This is a genomic window from Streptomyces sp. NPDC127117 (genome assembly GCF_042677325.1).
Classification (GTDB): Bacteria; Actinomycetota; Actinomycetes; order Streptomycetales; family Streptomycetaceae; genus Streptomyces.
The window spans coordinates 210,256-235,499 of sequence record NZ_JBHXTM010000002.1 but is presented as its reverse complement, the minus strand read 5'-3'; the positions used below and the strand labels follow the sequence as shown (position 1 = coordinate 235,499).

At 70.3% G+C, this 25,244-nt stretch carries 20 protein-coding genes; 15 read left to right on the top strand and 5 right to left on the bottom strand.

The genetic code is table 11. The features are described 5' to 3' along the window. The first annotated feature begins 115 nt into the window (after window positions 1-115). Entirely contained in the window at window positions 116-1,273 is a 1,158-nt protein-coding gene (locus tag ACFVH0_RS03040) for a CaiB/BaiF CoA transferase family protein (RefSeq protein WP_385817706.1), read from the top strand. A 300-nt stretch (window positions 1,274-1,573) separates the two neighbouring features. Continuing rightward, a complete protein-coding gene (locus tag ACFVH0_RS03035; protein ID WP_385817705.1) occupies window positions 1,574-2,113 on the top strand; it encodes a hypothetical protein in 540 nt (179 codons plus the stop codon). A gap of 371 nt (window positions 2,114-2,484) precedes the next feature. Here the strand turns inward: ACFVH0_RS03035 and ACFVH0_RS03030 are convergent, their stop codons facing one another. Together ACFVH0_RS03030 and ACFVH0_RS03025 are read right to left on the bottom strand one after the other, a co-directional pair. Then, a complete protein-coding gene (locus ACFVH0_RS03030) occupies window positions 2,485-2,967 on the bottom strand; it encodes an RICIN domain-containing protein (protein ID WP_385817704.1) in 483 nt (160 codons plus the stop codon). A gap of 86 nt (window positions 2,968-3,053) precedes the next feature. Then, window positions 3,054-3,890, bottom strand: coding sequence for an aldo/keto reductase (locus tag ACFVH0_RS03025; protein WP_385817703.1), 837 nt, complete (start codon window positions 3,888-3,890; stop codon window positions 3,054-3,056). 271 nt (window positions 3,891-4,161) lie between these two features. On the opposite strand from ACFVH0_RS03025, the gene ACFVH0_RS03020 reads away from it, so the two are divergent. From ACFVH0_RS03020 to ACFVH0_RS03005, 4 genes are all read left to right on the top strand, one after another. Continuing rightward, window positions 4,162-4,947, top strand: a complete 786-nt coding sequence (locus tag ACFVH0_RS03020) for a Tat pathway signal sequence domain protein (RefSeq protein ID WP_385817702.1) — start codon at window positions 4,162-4,164, stop codon at window positions 4,945-4,947. A gap of 219 nt (window positions 4,948-5,166) precedes the next feature. Beyond that, entirely contained in the window at window positions 5,167-6,252 is a 1,086-nt protein-coding gene (locus ACFVH0_RS03015; RefSeq protein ID WP_385817701.1) for a chitinase, read from the top strand. A 9-nt stretch (window positions 6,253-6,261) separates the two neighbouring features. Further along, on the top strand, window positions 6,262-7,902 hold the full coding sequence (locus ACFVH0_RS03010; RefSeq protein ID WP_385817700.1) for a glycosyl hydrolase family 8: 1,641 nt from the start codon (window positions 6,262-6,264) through the stop codon (window positions 7,900-7,902). A gap of 11 nt (window positions 7,903-7,913) precedes the next feature. Further along, window positions 7,914-9,980 (top strand): PQQ-dependent sugar dehydrogenase, encoded by a 2,067-nt coding sequence (locus ACFVH0_RS03005; RefSeq protein WP_385817699.1) that lies wholly within the window; start codon window positions 7,914-7,916, stop codon window positions 9,978-9,980. A 184-nt stretch (window positions 9,981-10,164) separates the two neighbouring features. Here ACFVH0_RS03005 and ACFVH0_RS03000 read toward each other — a convergent pair whose 3' ends face one another. Beyond that, a complete protein-coding gene (locus ACFVH0_RS03000; protein WP_385817698.1) occupies window positions 10,165-11,964 on the bottom strand; it encodes an AMP-dependent synthetase/ligase in 1,800 nt (599 codons plus the stop codon). 336 nt (window positions 11,965-12,300) lie between these two features. Beyond that, on the bottom strand, window positions 12,301-13,203 hold the full coding sequence (locus ACFVH0_RS02995; RefSeq protein ID WP_385817697.1) for a LysR substrate-binding domain-containing protein: 903 nt from the start codon (window positions 13,201-13,203) through the stop codon (window positions 12,301-12,303). Between the two features lie 118 nt (window positions 13,204-13,321). On the opposite strand from ACFVH0_RS02995, the gene ACFVH0_RS02990 reads away from it, so the two are divergent. Next, window positions 13,322-14,350: a bile acid:sodium symporter family protein gene (locus ACFVH0_RS02990; protein ID WP_385817695.1), complete on the top strand. Its 1,029-nt coding sequence runs from the start codon at window positions 13,322-13,324 to the stop codon at window positions 14,348-14,350. A 16-nt stretch (window positions 14,351-14,366) separates the two neighbouring features. On the opposite strand, the gene fdhD is transcribed toward ACFVH0_RS02990, so the two are convergent. Then, window positions 14,367-15,215, bottom strand: coding sequence for a formate dehydrogenase accessory sulfurtransferase FdhD (gene fdhD / locus ACFVH0_RS02985; RefSeq protein ID WP_385817694.1), 849 nt, complete (start codon window positions 15,213-15,215; stop codon window positions 14,367-14,369). A gap of 300 nt (window positions 15,216-15,515) precedes the next feature. Here fdhD and ACFVH0_RS02980 point away from each other — a divergent pair, with 300 nt between their 5' ends. The 8 genes from ACFVH0_RS02980 to ACFVH0_RS02945 all read left to right on the top strand — a co-directional run bounded on the left by ACFVH0_RS02980 (window position 15,516) and on the right by ACFVH0_RS02945 (window position 25,235). Next, complete coding sequence (locus ACFVH0_RS02980; RefSeq protein WP_385817693.1) at window positions 15,516-16,466, top strand: beta-ketoacyl-ACP synthase III; 951 nt, start codon at window positions 15,516-15,518, stop codon at window positions 16,464-16,466. Window positions 16,467-16,533: 67 nt separating this feature from the next. After that, a complete protein-coding gene (locus tag ACFVH0_RS02975; RefSeq protein ID WP_385817692.1) occupies window positions 16,534-17,211 on the top strand; it encodes a GntR family transcriptional regulator in 678 nt (225 codons plus the stop codon). A 77-nt stretch (window positions 17,212-17,288) separates the two neighbouring features. After that, window positions 17,289-18,734, top strand: a complete 1,446-nt coding sequence (locus ACFVH0_RS02970) for a VWA domain-containing protein (RefSeq protein ID WP_385817691.1) — start codon at window positions 17,289-17,291, stop codon at window positions 18,732-18,734. Window positions 18,735-18,903: 169 nt separating this feature from the next. Continuing rightward, the gene (locus ACFVH0_RS02965; RefSeq protein WP_385817690.1) at window positions 18,904-20,085 is read left to right on the top strand and encodes an ROK family protein; all 1,182 of its coding nucleotides are present in this window, start codon (window positions 18,904-18,906) and stop codon (window positions 20,083-20,085) included. A gap of 157 nt (window positions 20,086-20,242) precedes the next feature. Further along, complete coding sequence (locus ACFVH0_RS02960) at window positions 20,243-21,769, top strand: sugar ABC transporter ATP-binding protein (protein WP_385817689.1); 1,527 nt, start codon at window positions 20,243-20,245, stop codon at window positions 21,767-21,769. Then, window positions 21,766-22,815, top strand: a complete 1,050-nt coding sequence (locus ACFVH0_RS02955; protein WP_385817688.1) for an ABC transporter permease — start codon at window positions 21,766-21,768, stop codon at window positions 22,813-22,815. Before ACFVH0_RS02960 ends, ACFVH0_RS02955 begins: the two co-directional genes overlap by 4 nt. Before the next feature lie 71 nt (window positions 22,816-22,886). Further along, window positions 22,887-23,924 carry a substrate-binding domain-containing protein gene (locus ACFVH0_RS02950; protein WP_385817687.1) on the top strand — a complete coding sequence of 346 codons (1,038 nt, stop codon included), beginning with the start codon at window positions 22,887-22,889 and terminating at the stop codon, window positions 23,922-23,924. A gap of 72 nt (window positions 23,925-23,996) precedes the next feature. Then, window positions 23,997-25,235, top strand: coding sequence for a Gfo/Idh/MocA family protein (locus tag ACFVH0_RS02945; RefSeq protein ID WP_385817686.1), 1,239 nt, complete (start codon window positions 23,997-23,999; stop codon window positions 25,233-25,235). The last annotated feature ends 9 nt before the right edge of the window (window positions 25,236-25,244 follow it).

The window sequence follows — 25,244 nt, the reverse complement described above, 5'->3', positions numbered from 1 at the left end:
CGCATGAGAAGCCGCATCGAGAGGGATCCGAATGCAGCACACTCCAGCCACCCCGTCCGCTCAAGCGGCCGCGTCGGCTTCCCCGTCGCAGAGGCGGATTCCGGACGGCCCCCCGGTGGGCACTCCCGTTCCCGGCCCCCTCTCGGGTGTCGTGGTCGCCGACTTCGGGCGGGTGCTGGCCGCTCCGTACGCCACGATGCTCCTCGCGGACCTCGGCGCCGACGTCATCAAGGTGGAACGTCCCGGCACGGGCGACGACACCCGGGCCTGGGGGCCGCCCCACGCCCATGGGGAGTCGACATACTTCCTGTCCGTGAACCGCAACAAACGGTCCTTCGCCATCGATCTCGGCACACCGGAAGGGCGCCGCGACGCCCACGAACTGGTGCGCCGGTCCGATGTGCTCTTCGAGAACTTCCGCCCCGGCACGATGGACAAGTACGGCCTCTCCTACGCGCAGGCCGAGCTGCTCAACCCCGGCATCGTCTACTGCTCGGTGACCGGATTCGGATCCGGCCGGGGCGCCGCGCTGCCCGGCTACGACTTGCTGCTGCAAGCGGTCGGCGGGCTGATGAGCGTCACCGGGCCCGCACCGGGGCAGCCCGTCAAGACGGGTGTGGCACTCGTCGATGTGCTCACCGGGCTGCACGCCGCCGTGGGCGTCATGGCGGCGCTGCGCCACCGCGACGCGACCGGCGAAGGCCAGCACGTCGAGGTCGATCTGCTGTCCTCGCTGCTGTCGAGCATGGTGAACCAGGCGGGTGGCTACACCCTGGCCGGTCAGGTGCCTGGCATCCTCGGCAACCGGCACCCGTCCATCGCCCCGTACGAGCTCTACCCGGCGGCGGACCGGCCGCTGGTCGTTGCCGTCGGCAACGACCGGCAGTTCCGCGCGCTGTGCCGGGGCCTGGGCGCCGAGGAGCTGGCCACCGACCCCCGGTTCGTGTCGAACGCGGACCGGGTCGCACATGTCGACGCGCTGGCCGAGGAGATCTCCACGCGGCTCGCCCCGCGCACCGCGGCCGAGTGGTTCGACCTGCTCACCCCGCTCGGGGTGCCCTGCGGTCCGGTCAATGACCTCGCGGGCGCCTTCGGTCTCGCCGAGCGCCTGGGCCTGTCCCCGCGGGTCACACCGGCCGATGCGGGCCCCGACGACCCCATGCGCCTGGTGGCCAACCCCATCGGGCTGTCCCGCACCCCGCCGCGGTACGAACGACGGCCGCCGCGCCTCGGTGAGCACACGGAGGCCCTCAGGCGCTGGCTGGACGGCTGATGGGCGGTCACGAACACCGGTCGCCGACCGGGCCGCGTCGAGGGAAGACATGCTGCCACCGGAGTGAGTGGACGTCAGAAACCCCCTGGGCGGGCTAATGGCCGGTCAACTCGCGTATCTGCAAGGGCAATTGATGTCCCATATGACGGTCTGAAAATAGCATTTCGTGCATTTCGCTTAGCTCGATCGGCGCTCTGGCGACAACCTTTTATGTGTCTTATATGACACATATTCGGATTGTCTGTACTTTCGTTCGCGGGTCGACTGCTCGGTCGATCCACCTGAGACAGGAGAAGCGAAATGATCACGCGTTCCACCATCGTTACGGCTGCCGTCGCGGCTGCTGCGGCTCTGGCCGCCACCGGCATCACCTACGCCTCGGCCGCCACCTCCGAGCCGGCCCGGGCAGCGGTCCCGGCCGTCCAGCAGGCCGCTCCTGCTTCGGCTCTCGGCGGCGGCGACGTCGGCAAGGGCAACGAGGGCAAGGACAACGAGCGCGGTGGCGGTGGCGGCCACGACGAGGGCGGCCGTGGCCACTACGAGGGTCGCATCCACATCAACGAGCGGACGTACACCGACAACCTGGGTGGCTGCGTGACCGTGGTCAGCGGCCTCGGCTCCAGGACCCTCAACATCCGCAACGACAGCCGCCGGACCCTTGAGGTCTTCCGCGGGGTCACCTGCGACAACGGCGCCCCCATCGCCACCGTCGGACCGCACAGCACCAGCAACGGGGTGCGTCCGGGCCACGTCAAGGGCGGCGTGTGGGTCGACAACGGAGTCGTGGGCAGCTTCCGGGTGATCGAGCGCCACGACGGCGGCGGCGACCGCGACTGGTGACCGAAGCCAGTGCTCCGGTCACTCGGGTGAAGTAGAACCCCGGCCCGCCGTAATCGGGCCGGGGCTCCATTCAGGCTGTCCGGCCGGGGCGAACCCGGTCGGACAGCCGCACCTGAATGACGACTGACAGGTTCGAACACCTGCCAGGCCATGCTAATGCCGGGTGGCGATGCACCGCCAGCCGACCAGGTGGCAGAACGTGGCGACGGCGCGGCAGACGCCGCCCACGTCCCGGCCGCCAGGGGTCGGAGGGCCGTATTGGCCCAGGGCGACCGACGGTCCGGTCGGGGCGGCCCCGAAGGGGCACCCCGAATCTCGGTCCGCACGCATCCGCACACCCGCACGCATCTCCGTGCGGGACCGTATCCGGCCTATGCGCCGGTGGTGTCCGGCACCGGTTCCAGCCGCCACCACTGGCCGGGGGAGTCGGTGTCCTCCCACTGCTGGACACGAGCGCCGTCAGCCATGCTGCCATCGGCGACTTCGAGGACGAGTCCGCTGATGAAGCTGACCAGGGTCACCACCCCCGGTGCCTCCAGGTGCCGCTCGATCAGCCATTCCTGGGCGCCGAAGTTGTTGGCCCGCCACTGCTGGATCACGGCGCCGTTCTCGGTCGAGGCATTGGCGACGTCCAGGCGTTTTCCGCTGTTGACATTGACCAGGTAGTGGAGCGCCGCACCCTCGTGCACGGGCGAGAGCTGGCAGTGCTGGGCAGTCGCCCCGGTCTCCGGGCCCTGCTGCACCGGGGCGCCGCCGCCCTTGGCGGAGCCGTACACCTCCAGCAGCAGTCCGCTGGCCACATTGCGCAGCTGATAGCGGCCCGCGGCGACGGCGGGTGCGGTGTTCCCGCTCATGGTTCCGGTCCCTTCAGCCCCAGGGCTGTCCAACGGCGGACCGCCGTCCGGCTCGGCAGCCGGGCGGCGGTCCGTTTCTTCGTGGCTCAGGCGCCGATGTTGAACTCGGCGGGGTCCGGGCCGAGGCGCTTGCCCTCGTCCAGCGCGGCGAGCGCGGCCAGGTCGTCGGCGTCCAGCTCGAAGCCGAACACATCGAGGTTCTCCGCGATCCGGGACGGGGTCACGGACTTCGGGATCACCACATTGCCGAGCTGGAGGTGCCAGCGGAGCACCACCTGGGCGGCCGTGCGCTCGTGCTTTCGGGCGATCGCGACGACCGTCGGGACGTCGAGGAGGCCCTTGCCCTGGCCCAGCGGCGACCACGCCTCGGTCGCGATGCCGTGCTCGGCGTGGAAGGCGCGCGACTCGGCCTGCTGGAGCTGCGGGTGGAGCTCGATCTGGTTGACCGCCGGGACCACGGAGGTCTCGCCGAGCAGCCGCTCCAGGTGCTCGGGGAGGAAGTTCGACACACCGATGGCCTTCGCGCGGCCGTCGGCGTGGATCTTCTCGAATGCCTTGTACGTGTCGACGTACGCGCCCTTGGCCGGCATCGGCCAGTGGATCAGGTACAGATCCACGTGGTCCAGACCCAGCTTGTCGAGCGAGGCGTCGAAGGCGCGCAGCGTCGAGTCGTAGCCCTGCTCGCTGTTCCACAGCTTCGTGGTGACGAACAGCTCTTCGCGAGGGACGCCGGAGGCCGCGATCGCCCGCCCGGTGCCCTGCTCGTTCTCGTAGATCGCGGCGGTGTCGATGCTCCGGTACCCGGACTCGATGGCCGTGGCGACCGCCTTCGCGGCCTCGTCGTCCGGCACCTGCCAGACGCCGAAACCGAGCTGCGGCATCTCGACGCCATTGTTGAGAGTGATGGAGGGGACCTGGCTCACGAGCGGTCGATCCTTACGTCGTCGGTTGGTACTCCCATGGTCAACGATCACCGGCCGCCGGACATTCCCCCGCCGCCCGAAGTTCCGGGGCTCGCGCCGGCACCCCCTCGACGCGCCGCCATTGCTCCGGCCGCTTCCGTCCGGGCCATTGACCGAGACCCGTCAGCACGCAACTCTTGAGCACGTCACTGAACAACGGACACCCTTGTGAACGTGACAACGACGCGACAACTCCCGGGATCCCGAACGAACGACTCCGAGCGAGGTCGAAGTGACGAACCCTTCCAGGCGAGCACTGCTCGGTGCGGCCATCGGCGGCGCCGTCGCCGCAACCGCCGGGCTCCCCGGCACCGCCCACGCGGCGAGCTGGAAACTGCGCTGGTCGCCCTCGGCGAGCGGCGACGGACTCGGCGCCTTCGAGACCGTCGAGGACGACCGCGCCGACTCCCATCCGGCGGGGCAGCCCCACATCTTCACCGAGGGTGACAACTTCCGGTTCAACATGCACACCGTCGACCGGGACACCTCGACGGACCGTCAGCGCCAGGAGGTGACCGGACTGCGCACCGGCAGCGGCTCGTACCTCAAGTGGCTGCCCGGGGAGACCTGGCGGGTCACGTACCGCATGTACATCCCCGACTCGCTGAAGGCGACCACCAGCTTCACCCACATCATGCAGATGAAGCAGCCGGGCACCGGCACCTCGCCGATCGTCGTCCAGTCCCTGCGCCGGGTGAGCGGCGTACAGACCATCGAGCTCAAGCTGGCCATCGCCGACATCCTCGTCGGCCGTACCGACCTCGAACCGCTCCAGAACAAGTGGATCGACGTCGACTTCCGGATCACGATCGGTGACGGGACGTCGGGCTCGGTCCGCTGGATCCTGAAGGACGGGGCGACCACCGTCATCGACAGGTCGAAGTCCGGTGCCGACACGCTCCTCGCCGACCGGGTCCGGCCCAAATGGGGCATCTACCGGTCGCTCGGCGACACCTCGGGATCGTTGCGGGACACCCATCTCCTGCTCACCGGCATGCGCGGTTACCAACTGGTCTGACCGGCCCGAACCGTCCCGGCAGGAGGTGGCACGAACCGGCGCACCCGGGGCGGCGGGGTGAATCCCCGTCGCCCCGCCGAGCTGCCCGCACACCGGCCAACCCGGCTGCCCCGCACGAGATTTGGGCCCACGCGGGGCATTGACAGAAAGCTCCTCAGGGAATCCTATGCAGTGTCGGTTAGGAACCTTTCCTAACACCGGAACCGGAAGGGATCATCCGTGCACCCTGCCGCACCCCCACGCCGCTTGGTGGCCGTCGTCGCGGGCCTCAGCTGTCTGCTCCTGCCCCTGCTGGGCCACCTCCCGAAGGCCTCCGCCGCCGAGAACGCGCCCGGGGCCCCCACAGACTTCACCGCCACCACGGCGGACGGCCGCCCCGGCCCCGACTCCCAGCCCCCCGGCATCACGGCCGCGGGCCCCGGCGCCATGGCCGCGGCACCGTACGAGTACCTCGGCTGGGGAAACCCGCAGAAGCCGGCCGATGTGATGGCGGCGACCGGCGTGAAGTGGTTCACGCTCGCGTTCATCCTCTCGGACGGCACCTGCAACCCGAAGTGGGACGGGGACCGGCCGCTGACCGGCGGCTCGGACCAGAAGGCCATCGACTCCATCCGGGCGGCCGGTGGTGACATCGTCGTCTCGGTGGGCGGCTGGAGCGGCGACAAGCTCGGCGAGAAGTGCACCAGCGCCACCGCGCTGGCCGGGGCCTACCAGAAGGTGATCAACGCCTACCGCCTCAAGGCGCTGGACATCGACATCGAGGACACCGAGTTCTCCAGGGCCACCGTGCGGCAGCGGGTGGTCGACGCCCTGAAGATCGTCAAGACCGCCAACCCGGGCATCGTGACGTACGTGACCATGGGGACCACCCCGACCGGCCCCGACGCCACGGGCAAGGACCTCATCGAACGGGGCGCCGCCGCGGGGCTCGACAACGACGGCTGGGTCATCATGCCCTTCGACTTCGGCGGGCACAGCGGCACGATGGGCGCCGCCACGGTCAGCGCCCTCGACGGGCTGAAGGCCGCCGTGAAGAGCGCCTACGGGTACGGCGACGACGCCGCCCACCGGCACATCGGGGTCTCCTCGATGAACGGGAGGACGGACGAGGCCGGCGAGACCGTCACCACCGCCGACTTCCGGACGATCCTCGGCTACGCGCAGCAGCACCACATCGCGCGCTTCGCCTTCTGGTCCGTCAACCGCGACCGCTCCTGCGGCTCCGGCAGCGACGGGGACGCCTGCAGCGGGGTGTCCCAGTCCCCGTACGACTTCACCAAGATCGTCGTCCAGTACAAGGGCTGAGGAGATCCCATGCGTACCACCACGAGCAGACTGACCCTCGGCGGAGCGGCACTCGCCGCCGCCGGACTGCTGCTGCCCCTGCTCGGCGCGCCGTCCGCCGCCGCGGCGGACACCCGCTACGAGGCGGAGAGCGCCCTGCTGGCCCGGGCGGCAGTGGCGACGAACCACACCGGCTACTCCGGCACCGGCTTCGTCGACTACACCAACGTGGCCGGCTCCTCCGTGGAGTTCACGGTGAACACCGCCGCGGGCAGCGACTCACTGGCCATCCGCTACGCCAACGGCACCACCACCGACCGCCCGCTGGACATCAGTGTGAACGGAACGGTCGTCGCCTCCGGCGTCTCCTTCGGCGGGACCGGATCCTGGGACACCTGGAAGACGAAGACCATCGGCGCGAAGCTCGCCGCCGGGACCAACACCGTCCGCGCCACCGCCACCACGGCGAACGGCGGCCCCAACCTCGACTACCTCGACACCGCGGCCCCGGCGGCCGGTGGCCCCGCGGTGCCCTTCGGCAGCCGTCAATTCCCCTACGCCGCCGGGATGCTGAAGCCCTCGGGTACGCAGGCGTCACTCGACCAGGCCGTGGTCAAGACCTACAACGCCTGGAAGTCCGCGTTCGTCAGGAAGAACTGCGGCAACGGCTGGTACGAGGTCATCTCGCCGGACGCCGACCACCCCTACGTAGCCGAGGCCCAGGGTTACGGGATGGTCGTCACCGCGACCATGGCCGGGGCCGACCCCGACGCGAAGACCGTCTTCGACGGCATGGTCAAGTACATGCTCGCGCACCCCTCGGTGAACAACGCCAACCTGCTCGCCGCCGAACAGGACGCCTCCTGCAAGAGCGTCGACGGCTCCGACTCGGCGACCGACGGGGACCTCGACGTCGCCTTCGGGCTGCTCCTCGCCGACAAGCAGTGGGGCTCGACCGGCACGTACGACTACAAGGACCTCGCGGTCAAACACATCAACGCCATCAAGAAGAGCGAGGTCAACCCGACCACGCACCTGATGCTCTTCGGCGACTGGTCGGACTCCGGCGAATCCCACTACTGGATGACCCGCTCCTCGGACTGGATGATCGACCACTTCCGCGCCTTCAGGGCCGCCACCGGTGACAGCACCTGGGACACCGTGCGCACCGCACACCAGAACCTGATCACCTCCCAGCAGTCCAAGTACGCTTCCGGGACAGGGCTGTTGGCGGACTTCGTCGTCAACACCAACAGCACCGCCAAGCCCGCCCCGGGCGAGGTGCTGGAGAGCCCCAACGACGGCGACTACTCCTGGAACGCCTGCCGCGACCCGTGGCGCATCGGCGCCGACGCGGTCACCAGCGGGGACAGTGCCTCGCTCGCCTCGGCCCGCAAGCTCAACTCCTGGATCAAGACCAAGACCGGCGCCGACCCGGACAAGATCGCCAGCGGCTACCACCTGAACGGTTCGGTGTTCGACAGCGGCAACGACATGGCGTTCACCGCCCCGTTCGTCGTGACCGCGCTGACCGACTCCGGCTCCCAGGCCTGGCTCGACGCGCTCTGGAACAAGCTCGCCACCACGTCGGTCGACCCGGACCTCTACTACGGCGGGAGCGTCCAGCTCCAGTCGATGATCGTCGCATCCGGCAACTACTGGGTTCCCTGACGGAGGTTCAGATGCAGGCCAGAACACTCACCACGGTACGAGGAAGAGTGGCCGCCCTCACGGCCGTGCTGCTCTGTACCGCCCTGGTGCAGGCGGTCCCGCAGCCGGCCTCCGCCGCCGCCACCCGGTACGAGGCGGAGTCCGCGACCATAGTCGAGGGCGCCGCCGAGTCCAACCACTCCGGCTACTCGGGCACCGGATTCGTCAACGGCGACAACGTCGTCGGCAGCTATGTGGAGTTCACCGTCGACGCGGCTTTTGCCGGCACCGGGAAGATCGCCATCCGGTACTCCAACGGCACGGCGGACGCCCGGCCCGCCGATGTCGCCGTGGGCGGCACGGTCGTCTCGGCCGCCCGCGCCTTCAACGCCACCACCGACTGGAACACCTGGGCCACCTCCACCCTGACCACCCCGGTCAAGGCGGGCAGCAACAAGATCCGGCTCACGTCCACGACGACCAACGGGCTGCCCAACCTCGACTACCTCGACGTCACCGTCACCGCCCCGTCGGACACCCAGGCACCCACCGCACCCACGGCGCCCAGCTGCTCGGAGATCACCGAGAACAGCCTCACGCTCAGCTGGGGCGCCGCCACGGACGACGTGGGTGTCGTCGCGTACGACATCTACGAACACGGCAACAAGTTCGGCGAGGCACCGGGCACCACCACCACGAAGAACCTGACCGGCCTCACCCCCGACACCACCTACAACCTCACACTGTTCGCGCGCGACGCGGCCGGCAATGTGTCATCGGTCAGCCCCATCGTGGACTGCACCACCCTGCGCAGCTCCGACACCACCGCACCCACGGCACCCGGCACCCTGTCCACCTCGGGCCTCACCGCGAACAGCGTCGCCCTGAGCTGGGGGGCGTCGACGGACGACAAGGCCGTCGCCACCTACGAGGTACGCAGCGGCAGCACCGTCTACAAGACCGTGACCGGCACCCCGCCGGCCACCACGACCACACTCACCGGGCTCGCCTGCGCCAGCCCGTACACCCTGGACGTCGTCGCCAAGGACGCGGCGGGCAACGCCTCACCGCCCAGCAACGCCGTCACCTTCACCACCCCGGACTGCGCCACCGACGGCGGGGTGCCCTCCGGCATCGCCACCGTCTCCAGCGGCTGGTCCATTCCCTGGGGCACCTACTGGATGCCCGACGGCAAGACCGCGCTGGTGACCGAACGGGACAGCTTCAAGGTCCTCAAGGCCACCCCCGACGGCACCCGCACCCAGGTCGGCACCGTGCCCAACGCCGTCACGACCGACGGCGAGGGCGGCCTGCTCGGCATCGCCGTCGACCCGAAGTGGTCCAGCAACCACTACGTGTACTTCATGCACACCGCGTCCGAGGGCAACCGGGTCGCCCGGATGACCTACGACGGCAGCTCGCTCGGCGGGTACACGGTCCTGCTCCAGGGGATCAAGAAGAGCCGGTACCACAACGGCGGACGGCTCGCCTTCGGCCCCGACGGCTATCTGTACGCGTCGACCGGCGAGGCGCAGACCCCCGACCTGGCCCAGGACAAGAACTCGCTGAACGGCAAGATCCTGCGGATGACGACGGACGGCAAGGCCGCCCCCGGCAACCCGTTCGGCAACTACGTCTACAGCTACGGACACCGCAACCCGCAGGGCCTCGCCTTCGACCGCAACGGCCGTCTGTGGGAGGCGGAGTTCGGCGACAGCAAGAAGGACGAGCTCAACCTGATCAAGCCGGGCAAGAACTACGGCTGGCCCGTCTGCGAGGGCACCTGCACCACCACCGGCATGACCAACCCGAAGAAGACCTGGAACATCTCCGAGGCCTCGCCCAGCGGGATCGCCATCGTCCGCAACGTCATCTACATGGCCGCCCTGAAGGGCGAACGGCTGTGGCGGGTGCCGATCACCGGTGACACCGAGAACCTGGGCACACCGAGCGCGTACTACGTCGGTACGTACGGCAGGCTGCGCACCGTCACCAAGGTGCCCGGCCAGGACCAGCTCTGGCTCTCCACCACCAACTGCGACAACAAGGGCAATGAACCCGACGGCTCGGACAAGCTGTTCCGTGTCTCGATCACCTAGGGCGTTTCGTTTGGATCGGGCCGGATCGGGGAGCGGGGTCCGCCGGGAGCTCGGGGAAGGAGCCCTGGCGAGTGACGACAACGCGGCGAGGCGCGGCGCCGGGGCACGCGAGCCCGGCATGATCCGAACGAGAGGCGCCGGCACCTGACGTCGTACGCGCTGTACCGCCGGGGCACGTCGTGTCTCAGCGGTACAGCGCGTCGACCTCCGCCGCGTACGCCGTCTCGATCGCCCTGCGCTTCAGCTTCAGCGACGGGGTGAGCAGGCCGTGCTCCTCGCTGAAGGGATGCGCCAGGATCCGGAACGTACGGATCGACTCGGCCTGCGAGACCGCCGTGTTGGCGGCCACCACCGCCCGCCGGACCTCCATCTCCAGGTCCGGATCGCGCACCAGCTCCTCAGGCTTCAGGGGCGCCCGCCCCTGCATCGCGAGCCAGTGGTCCACCGACTCCTGGTCGACCGTGACCAGGGCCGCGATGTACGGCCGGTCGTTGCCGACCACGATGCACTGCGCGACCAGCGGATGCGCCCGCACCCGCTCCTCCAGACCGGTCGGCGACACGCTCTTGCCGCCCGACGTCACCAGGATCTCCTTCTTCCGCCCGGTGATCGTCAGATAGCCGTCCTCGTCGAGCGAACCGAGATCCCCGGTGGCCAGCCAGCCCTCGCGCAGCACCGCGTCGGTGGCCTTCGGGTCGCCGAGATAGCCCCCGAACACATTGCCGCCGTGCACCCACACCTCGCCGTCCTCGGCGATGTGCACGGTCGTCCCCGGGATCGGCAGCCCGACCGTGCCGTACCTGGTGCGCTCCGGCGGATTGGCCGTGGCCGCGGCGGTCGACTCGGTCAGCCCGTAGCCCTCGTACACCGTGACGCCGGCGCCCCCGAAGAACAGTCCGAGCTGCCGCTCCATCCCCGAACCGCCCGACATGGCGTGCCGGATCCGGCCGCCCATCGCGTCGCGCACCTTCTTGTACACGACCTTGTCGAAGAACTGGTGCTGCATCCGCAGCCCGGCGGACGGCCCCGGACCGGTACCGAACGCCCGTGCCTCCAGCGCCTCCGCGTACTTCACCGCGATGTCCACGGCCTTGTCGAACGGCCCGATCCGGCCCTCCGCCTCGGCCTTGCGCCGGGCGGCGTCGAAGACCTTCTCGAAGATGTAAGGGACCGCCAGGATGAACGTCGGCCGGAACGACACCAGGTCCGGCATCAGCGCCCTGGCCGACAGCTCGGGCTGGTGGCCCAGCTTCACCCGGCCCCGGATCGCCGCGACCTCGACCATCCGGCCGAAGACATGGGCCAGCGGCAGGAAGAGCAGGGTCGCCGCCTCGTCACCCGGCTTGGAGTGGAAGACCGACCGCCAGCGGGCGACCATGGTGTCCGTCTCGAACATGAAATTGGCGTGCGTGAGCACACAGCCCTTGGGACGCCCCGTCGTCCCCGAGGTGTAGATGACCGTCGCCACCGACTCGGGCGTCACCGCGCGGCGGTGGCGGTGCACCACCTCGTCCTCGACGTCCGCGCCCGCTCGGACCAGCTCGGACACCGCGCCGGCGTCCAGCTGCCAGAGCCGCTTCAGACCGGGCAGCCGGTCGATCACCGAGGCGATCGTCATGGCGTGGTCCTCGTGCTCGACCATCACCGCCGACACCTCGGCATCGTGCAGCATCCACAGCACCTGCTCGGCCGAGGACGTCGGATAGACCGGTACGGACTGGGCGCCCACCGCCCACAGCGCGAGGTCGAAGAGCGTCCACTCGTAGCGCGTGCGCGACATCAGGGCCACCCGGTCACCGAATCTGACGCCGTGCGCGATCAGCCCCTTGGCCAGCGCCAGCACCTCGTCACGGAAGGCCGCAGCAGTGACATCCCGCCATTGTCCACTCGCGTCCTTCCGGCCGAGCGCGACCCTGTTCGGGTCCTCTTCGGCATGGTCGAACACCACATCGGCCAGGCCGCCCACGAGGGGCGCGGCCGCCATGGGTGGGACAGTGAACTCGCGCAATGACCTGCTCCTTGTGGCGCTCCGCACAGCGCCGTGACGCTACCCCACCGGGCGGCGCGGCGGGAGGGCCCCGGGCCGGTGGACAACCTGGCATATGCACAGGTCAGTCACCGAAATCCGGCCAGATGGGCAAGGCTCGGGCGTGGCCTGGACCGTAGAGTGAGCGGTCGGCGCCGGAATCTCCACGGAATCTGTACGCCGCTGCCACTCCCGTTCCGGACGCATGCGCAGTGTTCTGCCCTCATCCATCCTGGATCGGGTGGGTCGGTTCCCCGACCTCCGCCGTCCAATGTTTCCCCTGCGCGCGGACGGTCATGCGCTCTCCCGGCCGTTGATCGATCCCATCGGGCCGACGCCCCGGATCAGCCGGTCGCCGCCCGCCAGGATCGCCGCCGCCAGCGCGTCCGCGGCCTCGTGTGCCCCGTCGCGACGGCGACCGTGCGACAGTACGAAGTCCACCCCGCCCAGCTCCGGCAGCCCCGCCCTGGCGGGCACCGGCGCCAGTCCCGGCGGGATCAGGCCCCGGCTGTGGGCCATCACGCCCAGCCCCGCGTGGGCCGCCGCGATCAGCCCGCTCAGACTGGTGCTCGTACAGGCGATCCGCCAGGGTCGGCCGTGCTCCTCCAGGACCTCCAGGGCGCGGGCCCGGGTGATGCCCGGCGGGGGGAAGAGGATCAGCGGAACTGGGCCGTCCGGGTCGAGCCGCAGGTGTGGGGCGCCGATCCAGGCCAGCGCGTCCTGCCAGACCAGCTCGCCGTGCGTGTCACCGGCGCGCCGCTTGGCGAGCACCAGATCGAGCCGGCCGGCCGCGAGCCGCTGATGGAGTGTCCCGGAGAGTTCCACCGTCAGCTCCAGCTCGACCTCCGGGTGGTCACGGCGGAACGACTCCAGGATCTCCGGGAGCCGGGTCTGCACGAAGTCCTCGGAGGCCCCGAACCGCAGCCGCCCGCGCAGCCGGGTGCCGGTGAAGAAGGCCGCTGCCCGCTCATGGGCCGCGAGTATCGTCCGCGCGAAGCCGAGCATCGCCTCGCCGTCCACGGTGAGGTCGACCCGGTGGGTGTCCCGGGTGAACAACTGCCGCCCCGCCGCATCCTCCAGGCGCCGCACATGCTGGCTCACCGTGGACTGCCGTACCCCCAGCCGACGGGCGGCCCGGGTGAAGCTCAGCGTCTGGGCGACGGCGAGAAAGGTACGGAGCTGCGTGGGTTCGTACATGAAACCAGGCTATCGCGCAACGTGATGACAGTGAGAGCGGTGTGCGGGATTCCCGATCGCTCCGATCGGGAGCAGCATGGAGAGGGCACGACCAGAACCAAGAGAACATGTGGAGCACATGAGCCGCCGCACCCTGAAGCTGCCGTCCTGGCTGCCGCTCGACCCGTACATCCTGGCGCTGATCGGCACCGTCGTGCTCGCGGCGATACTGCCCGCGTCGGGGAGCGCCGCGAAGGTGGCGGGCGGTGCCTCGACCGGGGCCGTCGCCTTTCTCTTCTTCCTGTACGGCGCCCGGCTCTCCACCGCCGAGGCACTGGACGGACTCAAGCACTGGCGGCTCCATCTCACCGTGCTGATCTGCACCTTCGTGGCCTTCCCGTTGCTCGGCCTGGCGGGCCGGGGGCTGGTTCCCCACGTGCTGACGCCGCAGCTCTACAGCGGCTTCCTCTTCCTCTGCCTCGTCCCCTCGACCATCCAGTCGTCGATCGCCTTCACCTCCATCGCCCGCGGCAACGTGCCCGCGGCGATCTGCGCGGGCTCCTTCTCCTCGATCGCCGGGATCTTCCTCACCCCGCTGCTCGCGGCCGCCCTGCTCGGCAACGACGGCGGCGGATTCTCGGCGGACGCGCTGCTGAAGATCGGGATCCAGCTGCTGCTGCCGTTCGTCGCCGGGCAACTGCTGCGCCGCTGGATCGGTGGCTTCATCACCCGCCACAAGAAGGTCCTCGGCTATGTCGACCGAGGCTCGATCCTGCTCGTCGTCTACACGGCGTTCAGCGAGGGCGTGGTCGCGGGCATCTGGCACCAGGTCACCCCGGCCAGGCTCGGGGCGCTGCTCGGCGTCGAGGCGCTGCTGCTCGCGCTGATGCTCGCGCTGACCTGGTACGGGTCGAAGCGGCTCGGCTTCGACCGGGAGGACCGGATCGCCGTCCAGTTCGCCGGTTCGAAGAAGAGTCTGGCCTCGGGGCTGCCGATGGCGAGCGTGCTGTTCGGGGCGCACGCGTCCCTCGCGGTGCTGCCGCTGATGCTCTTCCACCAGATGCAGCTGATGGTGTGCGCGGTGATCGCCAAGCGCCGCTCGCGCGACACGCAGGAGGAGCAGCCGGTGAGCGGGCCGGTGTCGTCCCGGGCCGCCGTCGCGAGCTGAGGGCGGGCCGGCCGCCTCAGTCCCGGGCTGCCGCCGTCTCCAGGGCGATGCGGTGCTCGCCCGCGTACACGTTCATCGACGGACCCCGCAGGAAGCCGACCAGGGTCAGTCCGGTCTCGGCCGCCAGATCGACGGCGAGCGACGAGGGCGCCGAGACCGCCGCGAGCATCGGGATGCCGGCCATCACCGCCTTCTGGGCCAGCTCGAACGAGGCCCGCCCCGACACCAGCAGAATCGCCCGGCTCAGCGGCAGCCTGTGGTCGGTCAGGGCCCGGCCGACCAGTTTGTCGACCGCGTTGTGCCGGCCGACGTCCTCCCGGATGTCGAGCAGTTCGCCCGTCTCGGAGAACAGCGCCGCCGCGTGCAGCCCGCCGGTCCGGTCGAAGACCCGCTGGGCGGCGCGCAGCCGGTCGGGAAGGGCGGAGAGGAGTGCGGGCTCGACCCGCAGCGGGGGAGTGTCGGCGACCGGGTGACGGGTCGTGGTGCGTACCGCGTCCAGGCTCGCCTTGCCGCACAGCCCGCAGGACGAGGTGGTGTACACATTGCGTTCGAGCGTGATGTCGGGGACCGCGACCCCGGGGGCGAGCTTCACGTCCACCACGTTGTACGTGTTGACGCCGTCGGCCGTCGCCCCCGCGCAGTAGACGATCGACTGCACCTCGGAGCCGTCACCGATGACGCCCTCGCTCACCAGGAACCCCGCCGCCAGCGCGAAGTCGTCTCCCGGGGTGCGCATCGTGATGGCGAGCGGCCTGCCGTTCAGCCGGATCTCCAGGGGTTCCTCGGCGACGAGGGTGTCGGGGCGGGTGGAGACGGCCCCGTCCCTGATGCGGATGGTGCGGCGACGCTCGGTGACCCGTCCCATGGCGGCTGAATCCGATTCTGTACGTGGTGGAGGCCGGAACGCGCTGAAGCCGGACCGGCCCTTGCCCTGCACATGGAGTGTGACATCGCAACCGGTGCCGCAGCATGTGCGGAGGGCGCCGCCGACGCCGGGCCCGCCACTTGACAGCACATTGTCTACAATATGCCTTTCAAAGTGCCGGGGCTGTCGTCAAGCCTCCAACGGCCGGGCGCTATTCCTGTGGGAACACGTGCACGTGTACCGGGCGGTAGCGACCAAGACTGGATGGTTCCTGCCATTCGTAGCGAGGGGACCCCGTACATGACCGGCTCACGTGTCGTGGCGCTCGGCCACTATCAGCCCGCCAAGGTGCTCACCAACGACGATCTGGCGGCCCTGGTCGACACCAGCGACGAGTGGATCACCAGTCGCGTCGGCATCAAGACCCGCCACGTCGGTGGCCCGGACGAGCCGGTGGACGAGATGGCCGCGCACGCGGGGGCCAAGGCGCTGGCCGCGGCGGGGCTCCAGCCGGCCGAGGTCGATCTGGTCCTGGTCGCCACCTCGACCGCGATCGACCGCTCACCGAGCATGTCGGCGCGCGTCGCGGCCCGGCTCGGGATGGGCTCGCCCGCGGTGATGGACATCAACGTGGTCTGCTCCGGCTTCACCCACGCACTCGCCACCGCCGACCACGCGATCCGGGCCGGGGCCGCCGGACGCGTCCTGGTCATCGGCGCCGACAAGATGGCGGACATCGCCGACTGGACCGACCGCAGCACCTGCGTCCTGCTCGGTGACGGAGCCGGTGCGGCGGTCGTCGTCGCGGAGCCGGACGGGGACGGCCGGCCCGGGATCGGTCCCGTGCTGTGGGGATCGGTGCCGGGGATGGGGAACGCGGTACGGATCGAGGGCACCCCGCCGCGGTTCGCCCAGGAGGGTCAGTCCGTCTACCGCTGGGCCACCACGCAACTGCCGCCCATCGCCCGCAAGGTGTGCGAGAAGGCCGGTGTCGCGCCGGAGGACCTGGGAGCGGTGGTGCTGCACCAGGCCAACCTGAGGATCATCGAACCGGTCGCCAGGAAGATCGGCGCGGTCAACGCGGTCATCGCCAGGGACGTGGTCGACTCCGGCAACACGTCCGCAGCCTCGATCCCGATGGCCCTGTCCAAGCTGGTGGAACGCGGCGAGATCCACAGCGGTGCGCCGGTCCTGCTCTTCGGCTTCGGCGGGAATCTCTCGTACGCGGGTCAGGTGATCCGCTGTCCCTGAGGGGCGTTGCGCTCGGTAGACTGTAGACGATAAGCAATTGGTGCTCGTCGGCCGGAGGGGGACCGCGATGTTGTCCACAGGACTGCCGCAGGGGGCTGTGCCGAAGCTGGAACGGCCCGGTCCGCTGCGCGAGCGCGTGTATGAGGCGCTGCTCGAACTCATAACGACGCGTGCCCTCCGCCCCGGCCAGCACCTGGTCGAGAGCGAGCTGGCGGGCCATCTCGGGGTGTCCCGCCAGCCGGTGCGCGAGGCGTTGCAGCGGCTGAACACCGAGGGCTGGGTCGATCTCCGGCCCGCCCAGGGCGCGTTCGTGCACGAGCCCACGGAGGAGGAGGCGGACCAACTGCTCTCGGTCCGTACCCTTCTGGAGGCCGAGGCCGCGCGTCTCGCCGCGGCCAACTCCTCCACGGCCGGCATCGCGGCCCTGGAGGAGCTGTGCGCCAAGGGCGAGCAGGCCGTCGCCGACGACGACGTCGACCTGGCGGTCGCCACCAACGCGGCCTTCCACGCCAAGGTCATGGAGCTGGCGGGCAACGTCGTGCTCGCCGAACTCGCGGGCCAGGTGGACCGCAGGGTCCGCTGGTACTACACCCCGGTGGCCCGGCAGCGCGGCACCCGGTCCTGGATCGAGCACCGCTCGCTCATCGCGGCGATCTCCTCGCGCGACGAACAGCGGGCCACGGAGATCATGCGCTCCCACACGGAACACACGCGCCGGACGTATCACCAGCGCGACGAGAGCTGAGGCATCCGGCCCGGCGTCCCGACGGCCCTGCGGGGCCGTCGGCGCCGGTGTTTTGGACGGCAGGCAGACTTGCTGCTGTGACGATATTGAGCAAAGGCGCCAACGTGCCGGTCGCGGCCTCCGCGATCCGGGCCGTACTCGACTGGTCGGCGGGGCCCGGAGTGCCGGACGTGGACGCTTCCGCCCTGCTGCTGACGCGCGGCGGGCGGGTGCGCTCCGACGACGACTTCGTCTTCTACAACCAGCCTCTCCACGCGTCGGGCGCCGTGAGCCACCTCGGCAGACGGACCGGCGGCGAAGCGCTGGACGTCCGGCTGGGCGCGCTGGCGCCGGACGTCGAACGTGTCGCGCTCTGCGCCTCCGCCGACGGCGGCACGTTCGGCCAGGTACCGGGGCTGTGCCTGCGGCTGCTCGACGCGGCCTCCGGCGCCGAGCTGACACGCTTCGACATCACCGCCGGTACGGAGACCGCGCTGGTCGGCGGCGAGCTCTACCGCCGCGACGGCGGCTGGAAGTTCCGCGCGGTCGGCCAGGGTTACGCGAGCGGGCTGGCCGGGCTGGCGACCGATTTCGGGATCAGCATCGACGAGGAACCGACCGCGGCCGGGCCCGGCCCGCAGCCCGTGACCACCCCGGGCCCCGGCCCCGTCCCTCCGCCCCCGCCCCCGCCCCCGCCCTCGTTTCCTCCCCCCGCGCCGGCTTCGCCGCCCTCGTGGCCCGCACCCGGGCACACCGCGGGCGGCGGGTCCGGCCCCCGGCTCACCAAGGGCGAGGAACGGCTGCCGGTGGAGATGCGTGAGCGCCTGTCGCTGCGCAAGCAACAGGTCCTGGTCAGCCTGAGCAAACACGGCGTACCGGAACTGCGCGCCCGCGTCGTCCTGGTACTCGACGCCTCGGGTTCGATGAGCGGCCTCTACCGGCGCGGCACGGTCGCGGGCGTGGCCGAGCGGATGGTCGCCGTCGCGGCACAGCTCGACGACGACGGCGAGATGCAGGCATGGACGTTCGCCACCAACCCCGCCCGGCTGCCCGACCTCGCCGTCGGCGACCTGCCCCAGTGGCTCGCCCTGCACGTACGCGTCGGCCAGATCTTCGGCTTCGGCCGCAGGAAGCCGCCCAGAGGACTGGTCCCCGGTCAGATCGACATGCGCACGGTCGGCATCCAGAACGAGGAGCAGAAGGTCATCGCCGAGGTGCGGGCCTTCGTGCGGGCCCACCCGGCGCCCGATCCGACGCTGGTCCTGTTCTTCTCGGACGGCGGTGTGCACCGCAACCGGGAGATCGAGCAGGAGCTGCGGGCGGCTGCCGAGGAGCCGGTGTTCTGGCAGTTCGTCGGGCTCGGCAGCTCCCAGTACGGCGTGCTGGAACGGCTCGACACCATGTCGGGCCGCCGGGTCGACAACGTCGGCTTCTTCGCGGTCGACGACATCGAGACGATTTCCGACCAGGAGCTGTACGACCGGGTCCTGTCGGAGTTCCCGTCCTGGGTGCGGGCCGCCCGGCAGGCCGGAATCCTGCGCTGAGACAGCCGGCCGGTGGGGCCACGGACCCGCCGACCGGCTTTGTCCTCGGTGTGGAGAAAGTTGTGGTGGATTCCTGCGCAACTTCTTCCCACTCCCGGCAACCGCTGCTACGTTCCACTCGAAAGCCCGACGTACAGGCCGATGTGGCGGGGAGGGGCGCGTGAGACGTATGACTGCACGACCCGCGAATGCGCATCAGGCGCGACTGCTGCGGCTGTTGCGCGACGGCGGGCCCAACTCCCGGGCACAGCTGGGGGATCAGGTGGATCTCTCCCGCTCCAAGCTCGCCGTCGAGGTCGACAGACTGCTGGAGACCGGACTCGTCGTCGCCGACGGACTCGCCGCATCCCGTGGCGGGCGCCGCTCGCACAACATCCGGCTCGCACCGCAACTGCGCTTCCTCGGCGTCGACATCGGTGCCACATCCGTCGATGTGGCCGTCACCAACGCCGAGTTGGAGGTACTCGGCCACCTCAACCACCCGATGGACGTACGCGAGGGGCCCGTCGCCATCTTCGAGCAGGTGCTGTCCATGGCGGCCAAGCTCCGGGCCTCGGGACTCGCCGAGGGTTTCGACGGCGCGGGGATCGGCGTACCCGGCCCGGTCCGCTTCCCCGAGGGCGTACCGGTAGCACCGCCGATCATGCCCGGCTGGGACGGCTTCCCGGTCCGCGAGGCGCTCAGCCAGGAACTGGGCTGCCCCGTCATGGTCGACAACGACGTGAACCTGATGGCGATGGGGGAGCAGCACGCGGGCGTCGCCCGTTCCGTGGGCGACTTCCTCTGCGTCAAGATCGGCACCGGAATAGGCTGCGGCATTGTCGTCGGCGGCGAGGTCCACCGCGGTACGACGGGCAGCGCCGGGGACATCGGCCACATCCAGGTGGAACCCGAGGGACGCGCCTGCGCCTGCGGCAACCGGGGCTGCCTGGAGGCCCACTTCAGCGGTGCGGCGCTCGCCCGCGACGCCGAGGACGCGGCCCGCACCGGTCGGTCGGCGGAACTGGCCGGCCTGCTCGAAGCGGCCGGGAAACTCACCGCCGCCGATGTGGCCGCCGCCGCGGCCGCCGGTGATGCCACCTCGCTCGACCTGATCCGAGAGGGCGGCAACCGGGTCGGCCAGGTCATCGCGGGACTCGTCAGCTTCTTCAACCCCGGTCTGGTGGTGATCGGCGGCGGTGTGACCGGCCTCGGCCACACCCTGCTCGCCAGCGTCCGGACCCAGGTCTACCGGCAGTCGTTGCCGCTGGCCACCGGCAATCTCCCCATCGTGCTGGGCGAGTTGGGGCCGGCCGCCGGAGTGATCGGCGCCGCCCGGCTCATCAGCGACCACCTCTTCTCACCGGCCTGACCCCGGGCCGGCAGCACAGGGGCGCACCCGGGAACACCGGGAGCGCCGGGAACACCCGCACCACCGCACCTGGTACAGCCCTGCCCGCTCATCGGCCTTCCCCAAGCACTCGGCTGCGTCCGAGCAGGGGAGACCTCATTTGCCGAGGGGATTCGTCATGGCACCAGAACCACCCCTGCTCACCATGTCCGGCATCACCAAGTCGTTCCCCGGAGTGCGCGCCCTCGACGGCGTGGACCTGGAGGTCCAGGCCGGCGAAGTCCACTGTCTCCTCGGGCAGAACGGCGCCGGAAAATCCACCCTCATCAAGGTGCTCGCCGGGGCCCACCAGCCCGACGACGGCGAAATCACCTGGCGCGGCGAACCGGTCGCGCTGAAGTCCCCCATCGCCGCCATGCGGCTGGGCATCGCCACCATCTACCAGGAACTCGACCTGGTCGAGGGCCTGTCCGTCGCCGAGAACGTCTTTCTCGGCCATGAACCCACCACCGCCCGCTTCGTCGTCCGCACCCGCGAGGGCCGCACGGCCGCCGCCGCGCTGCTGAAGCGGCTCGGTCACCCGGAGATCGACCCGGGCCGCCCGGTCGGCGAACTGTCCGCCGCCCAGCAGCAGATCGTCTCCATGGCGAGGGCGCTCTCGCACGACGTACGGCTCATCGTCATGGACGAGCCGTCCGCCGCACTCGACCCGGACGAGGTCGACAACCTCTTCCGCACCGTCGCCTCGCTCACCGCCGACGGTGTCGCCGTCGTCTACATCTCGCACCGCCTGGAGGAGATCCGCCGGATCGGCGACCGGGTGACCGTCCTCAAGGACGGCCGCGCCGTGGCCGTGGGGCTGCCCGCCGAGTCCACCCCGACACGCGACATCGTTGCCATGATGACCGGCCGCAACGTCGAGTACGTCTTCCCGCCGCGCACCACGGACCGTGCGGGGGCGTCCGGGGCGGAGCCCGTCCTGAGGGTCGAAGGACTGACCAGGAAGGGGGAATTCGCCCCGGTGGACCTGGAGTTGAGGCCCGGCGAGATCGTGGGCCTGGCCGGACTCGTCGGCTCGGGACGCTCCGAGATCCTGGAGACCGTCTACGGCGCCCGCAGGCCGAGCGCCGGACGGGTGACCGTGGCCGGGAAACCGCTGCGGCCCGGCAGCGTCCGCGCGGCCGTCGCCGCCGGAATCGGCCTCGCCCCCGAGGAGCGCAAGGCGCAGGCCCTGCTGATGCTCGAATCCGTCACCCGCAATGTCTCCGTCTCCTCGATGTCCCGCTTCTCCAGGGCGGGCTGGATCGACCGCGGGGCCGAGCGCCGGGCGGCCCGCGAGGCCACCCGCGAACTCTCGCTGCGCCCCGACAACCCGGACACCCCCGTCCGCACGCTCTCCGGCGGCAACCAGCAGAAGGCGGTCCTGGCCCGTTGGCTGCTGCGCGGCTGCCGGGTCCTGCTGCTCGACGAACCGACCCGCGGCGTCGATGTCGGCGCCCGCGCCGAGCTGTATGCCGTGATCCGCCGGCTGGCCGACGAAGGCCTCGCCGTCCTGCTCGTCTCCAGCGAGGTGCCCGAAGTGCTGGGCCTCGCCGACCGGGTGCTGGTGCTCCGTGAGGGCCGCGTCGTGCACACGGCCGACGCCCGGGAGCTCGACGAGCACCGCGTACTCGACCTAGTGATGGAAGGGAGCCCGACGTCATGACGCAGCCCGTTACCCCGACGCAGCAGGGCGGGCCGGACAAGGGAGCCGCAGCCGCCCCGGTCTCCGGACCCCGGAAGAAGGACGGACCCGCACGCACCGGTGGCCTGCGCCTGGACGTCCGCAGCCTCTCGCTCCTCGGCGTCCTCGTCGCACTGGTCGTCGTCGGCGGATTCACCGAGCCCGACGCCTTCCTGGACACCGGGAACCTTCAGCTGATCCTGACCCAGTCGTCCGTCATCGGGGTCGTCACCGTCGGGATGACCTTCGTCATCACCAGCGGCGGCATCGATCTGTCGGTCGGCGCGATGGTCGCACTCGCCTCGGTATGGGCGACCACGGTCGCCACCCAGGAATACGGCTTCGCGGGGGTCCTGTTCACCGCGGTGATCGTCGGACTCGGCGCCGGGCTGGTGAACGGGCTGCTCATCGCGTACGGGCGGATCGTGCCGTTCATCGCGACGCTGGCCATGCTCGCCTCGGCCCGCGGGCTCGCCCTCCAGATCACCGACGGGAAGACCCAGATCGTCACCGTCGAATCGGTCCTCGACCTGGGCCTGCCCGACTCCTACTTCCTCGGCATCCCGCCGCTGGTCATGATGTTCGCCGCGGTGACCGTCGTCGGCTGGCTGGTGCTGAACCGTACGACGTTCGGACGGCGCACGGTCGCGGTCGGCGGCAACGCGGAGGCCGCCAGGCTGGCCGGCATCGACGTACGGCGCCAGCGGCTGTACCTCTATCTGCTCTCCGGACTGTGCTGCGGCATCGCCGCCTTCATGCTGGTCATCCTGTCCGGCTCGGGACAGAACACCAACGGCAATCTGTACGAGCTCGACGCCATCGCGGCCGCGATCATCGGCGGCACCCTGCTCAGCGGCGGGCGCGGCACCATCGTCGGCTCCGTGCTCGGTGTGCTGGTCTTCACCACCATCACCAACATCTTCGCGCTCAACAATCTGCAGAGCGACGTCCAGCAGATCGCCAAGGGCGCGATCATCGTCGCCGCCGTCCTGGTCCAGCGCCGCACACCGGCGCACGGCGAGACCTGATCCACCACCTCGCCCACCGCCCCTCCCGCCCCACGCGAAATGCCACGCACCGGATGAAGGGTTTGACAGCCATGCCAGAAACCAGCCGCAGACGACTGCTCTTCGGCACCGCAGCCGTCTCCGCGGGCGCCCTGCTCACCGCTTGCACCAGCAACGATCCCAAGACCGAGGACACCGCCAAGAACACCGGCCCCGCCGCCGACGACAAGCCGGGCAAGCCCGTCACCATCGGCTTCGCGGGTCCGCAGGCCGACCACGGCTGGCTGAACGCGATCAACGAGAACGCCAAGTCGCGGGCAGCCGAATACTCCGAGGTGACGCTGGAGTCCACCGAGGGATCCAACGACACCGCCGCCCAGATCGGCCAGGTCAAGACCCTCATCAACAAGAAGGTCGACGTCCTGGTCATCCTCCCGGCCGACGGCAAGGCGCTCACCCAGGTCGGCCTGGAAGCCATGCGGGCGGGCATTCCCGTCGTCAACCTGGACCGGATCTTCGCCTCCCCGCAGGCCTACCGCTGCTGGGTCGGCGGCGACAACTACGGCATGGGCCTCAACGCTGGCACGTACATCGGGGAACAGCTCAAGGACAAGGCGGACGCCAAGGTCGTCGAGCTGGCGGGGATCGACAACCTGGAGCTCACCAAGCAGCGCAGCCAGGGTTTCGCCGACGCGCTGAAGAACTACCCCAACATCAAACTGGTGGCCCGTCAGGCCGCGGACTTCACCGTCGAGTCGGGCCAGGCGAAGATGGCCCAGCTCCTCCAGGCGCAGAAGAAGATCGACGCGCTGTGGAACCACGACGACGACCAGGGCGTGGGCGCGCTGCGCGCCATCCAGCAGGCCGGCCGGGACGAGTTCCTGATGGTCGGCGGCGCCGGGGCCAAGTCCGCGATGGATGCCATCAAGGCCGACAACAGCGTCCTGAAGGCCACCGTGCTCTACCCGCCGACGATGGCCGCGTCCGCCATCGACCTGGCCCGTGCGCTGGCCCAGGGCAAGGGCGTCGGCGGCCTGGCCGAGCTGGAGATCCCGACCAGCCTCACCCTCTACTCGGCGGTGGTCACCAAGGAGAACATCGAGCAGTACCTGCCGACGGGCTTCAGCTGATCCGCCCCGCAGGGGGGTGCTGACCGTCCCTCCTGCCGTATTCATCGAACGACCGACGAGGAGGAAGCCCCGATGGCCCGTAGGGAAGAGACGGATCAGGAGGCCGCAGCGCCGCCGACGCAGCGGCCGGCGACGAGTGTGCCGGTGCTCGGAGTCGGCATGGTCGGATACGCGTTCATGGGCGCCGCCCACTCACAGGGCTGGCGCACCGCGGGACACGTCTTCGACCTGCCGATGAAACCGGCTCTCGCCGCGATCTGCGGCCGCGACCGGGCCGCCGTCGACGCGGCCGCGGCCCGCCTCGGCTGGGCGGCGGCCGAGACCGACTGGCGCGCGCTCATCGCCCGGGACGATGTGCAACTCGTCGACATCTGCACCCCAGGCGACAGCCATGCCGAGATCGCCATCGCGGCGCTGGAGGCGGGCAAGCACGTGCTGTGCGAGAAGCCGCTCGCCAACACGGTCGCCGAGGCCGAGGCGATGACCGAGGCCGCGGCACGCGCGGCGGCCCGCGGTCAGGTCGCCATGGTGGGCTTCAACTACCGCCGGGTGCCCGCGATCACCTACGCCCGGGAGCTGATCGCACAGGGGCGGCTCGGCACCCTGCGGCACGTCCGCGCCGCCTACCTCCAGGACTGGCTCGTCGACCCGGAATCACCGCTCACCTGGCGGCTGGAACGTGAACGGGCCGGCTCGGGCGCGCTCGGCGACCTGGGCGCGCACATCGTCGACCTGGCCCAGTATCTGGCGGGGGAGCCGCTGGTCGGGGTGTCGGCGGTCAGCGAGACATTCGTACGCGAACGGCCCCGGCTCGCGGGCCCGTCGGCCGGGCTCTCGGGAGCGGCGGACAGCGGTGCGCGAGGGGCGGTGACCGTCGACGACGCGGCGCTCTTCACCGGCCGGCTCGCCTCCGGGGCGCTGGCCTCGTTCGAGGCGACCCGGATGGCGGCCGGGCGGAAGAACGCACTGCGGCTGGAGATCAACGGGGAGCGCGGCTCGCTCGCCTTCGATCTGGAACGGCTCAACGAACTGTCCTTCCACGACCACACCGAACCCGCCGCCACCGCGGGGTTCCGGCGCATCCTGGTCACCGAACCCCAACACCCCTACCTGGAGGCGTGGTGGCCGCCGGGCCACGCCCTCGGCTACGAGCACACCTTCGTCCACCAGGCCCGCGACCTGGTGCGGACGATCGCCGAAGGGACCGCCCCCGCACCGTCGTTCGCCGACGGACTCCAGGTGCAGCGGGTGCTCGCAGCGGTGGAGGAGAGCGCCGAGAAGAACTCCGTACACACCCCAGTGGTTCTCTAGGAGGCCTTG

Bases quoted from the DNA above. Each gene is read 5' to 3' on its own strand.
- ACFVH0_RS03035 (WP_385817705.1), top strand. From the start codon at position 1,574: ATGATCACGCGTTCCACCATCGTTACGGCTGCCGTCGCGGCTGCTGCG.
- ACFVH0_RS03000 (WP_385817698.1), bottom strand. From the start codon at position 11,964: ATGGCGGCCGCGCCCCTCGTGGGCGGCCTGGCCGATGTGGTGTTCGAC.
- ACFVH0_RS02965 (WP_385817690.1), top strand. From the start codon at position 18,904: ATGACTGCACGACCCGCGAATGCGCATCAGGCGCGACTGCTGCGGCTG.
- ACFVH0_RS03005 (WP_385817699.1), top strand. From the start codon at position 7,914: ATGCAGGCCAGAACACTCACCACGGTACGAGGAAGAGTGGCCGCCCTC.
- ACFVH0_RS03010 (WP_385817700.1), top strand. From the start codon at position 6,262: ATGCGTACCACCACGAGCAGACTGACCCTCGGCGGAGCGGCACTCGCC.
- ACFVH0_RS02990 (WP_385817695.1), top strand. From the start codon at position 13,322: ATGAGCCGCCGCACCCTGAAGCTGCCGTCCTGGCTGCCGCTCGACCCG.
- ACFVH0_RS02980 (WP_385817693.1), top strand. From the start codon at position 15,516: ATGACCGGCTCACGTGTCGTGGCGCTCGGCCACTATCAGCCCGCCAAG.
- ACFVH0_RS02960 (WP_385817689.1), top strand. From the start codon at position 20,243: ATGGCACCAGAACCACCCCTGCTCACCATGTCCGGCATCACCAAGTCG.
- ACFVH0_RS02975 (WP_385817692.1), top strand. From the start codon at position 16,534: ATGTTGTCCACAGGACTGCCGCAGGGGGCTGTGCCGAAGCTGGAACGG.
- ACFVH0_RS03030 (WP_385817704.1), bottom strand. From the start codon at position 2,967: ATGAGCGGGAACACCGCACCCGCCGTCGCCGCGGGCCGCTATCAGCTG.
- fdhD (WP_385817694.1), bottom strand. From the start codon at position 15,215: ATGGGACGGGTCACCGAGCGTCGCCGCACCATCCGCATCAGGGACGGG.
- ACFVH0_RS02995 (WP_385817697.1), bottom strand. From the start codon at position 13,203: ATGTACGAACCCACGCAGCTCCGTACCTTTCTCGCCGTCGCCCAGACG.
- ACFVH0_RS02955 (WP_385817688.1), top strand. From the start codon at position 21,766: ATGACGCAGCCCGTTACCCCGACGCAGCAGGGCGGGCCGGACAAGGGA.
- ACFVH0_RS02950 (WP_385817687.1), top strand. From the start codon at position 22,887: ATGCCAGAAACCAGCCGCAGACGACTGCTCTTCGGCACCGCAGCCGTC.
- ACFVH0_RS02945 (WP_385817686.1), top strand. From the start codon at position 23,997: ATGGCCCGTAGGGAAGAGACGGATCAGGAGGCCGCAGCGCCGCCGACG.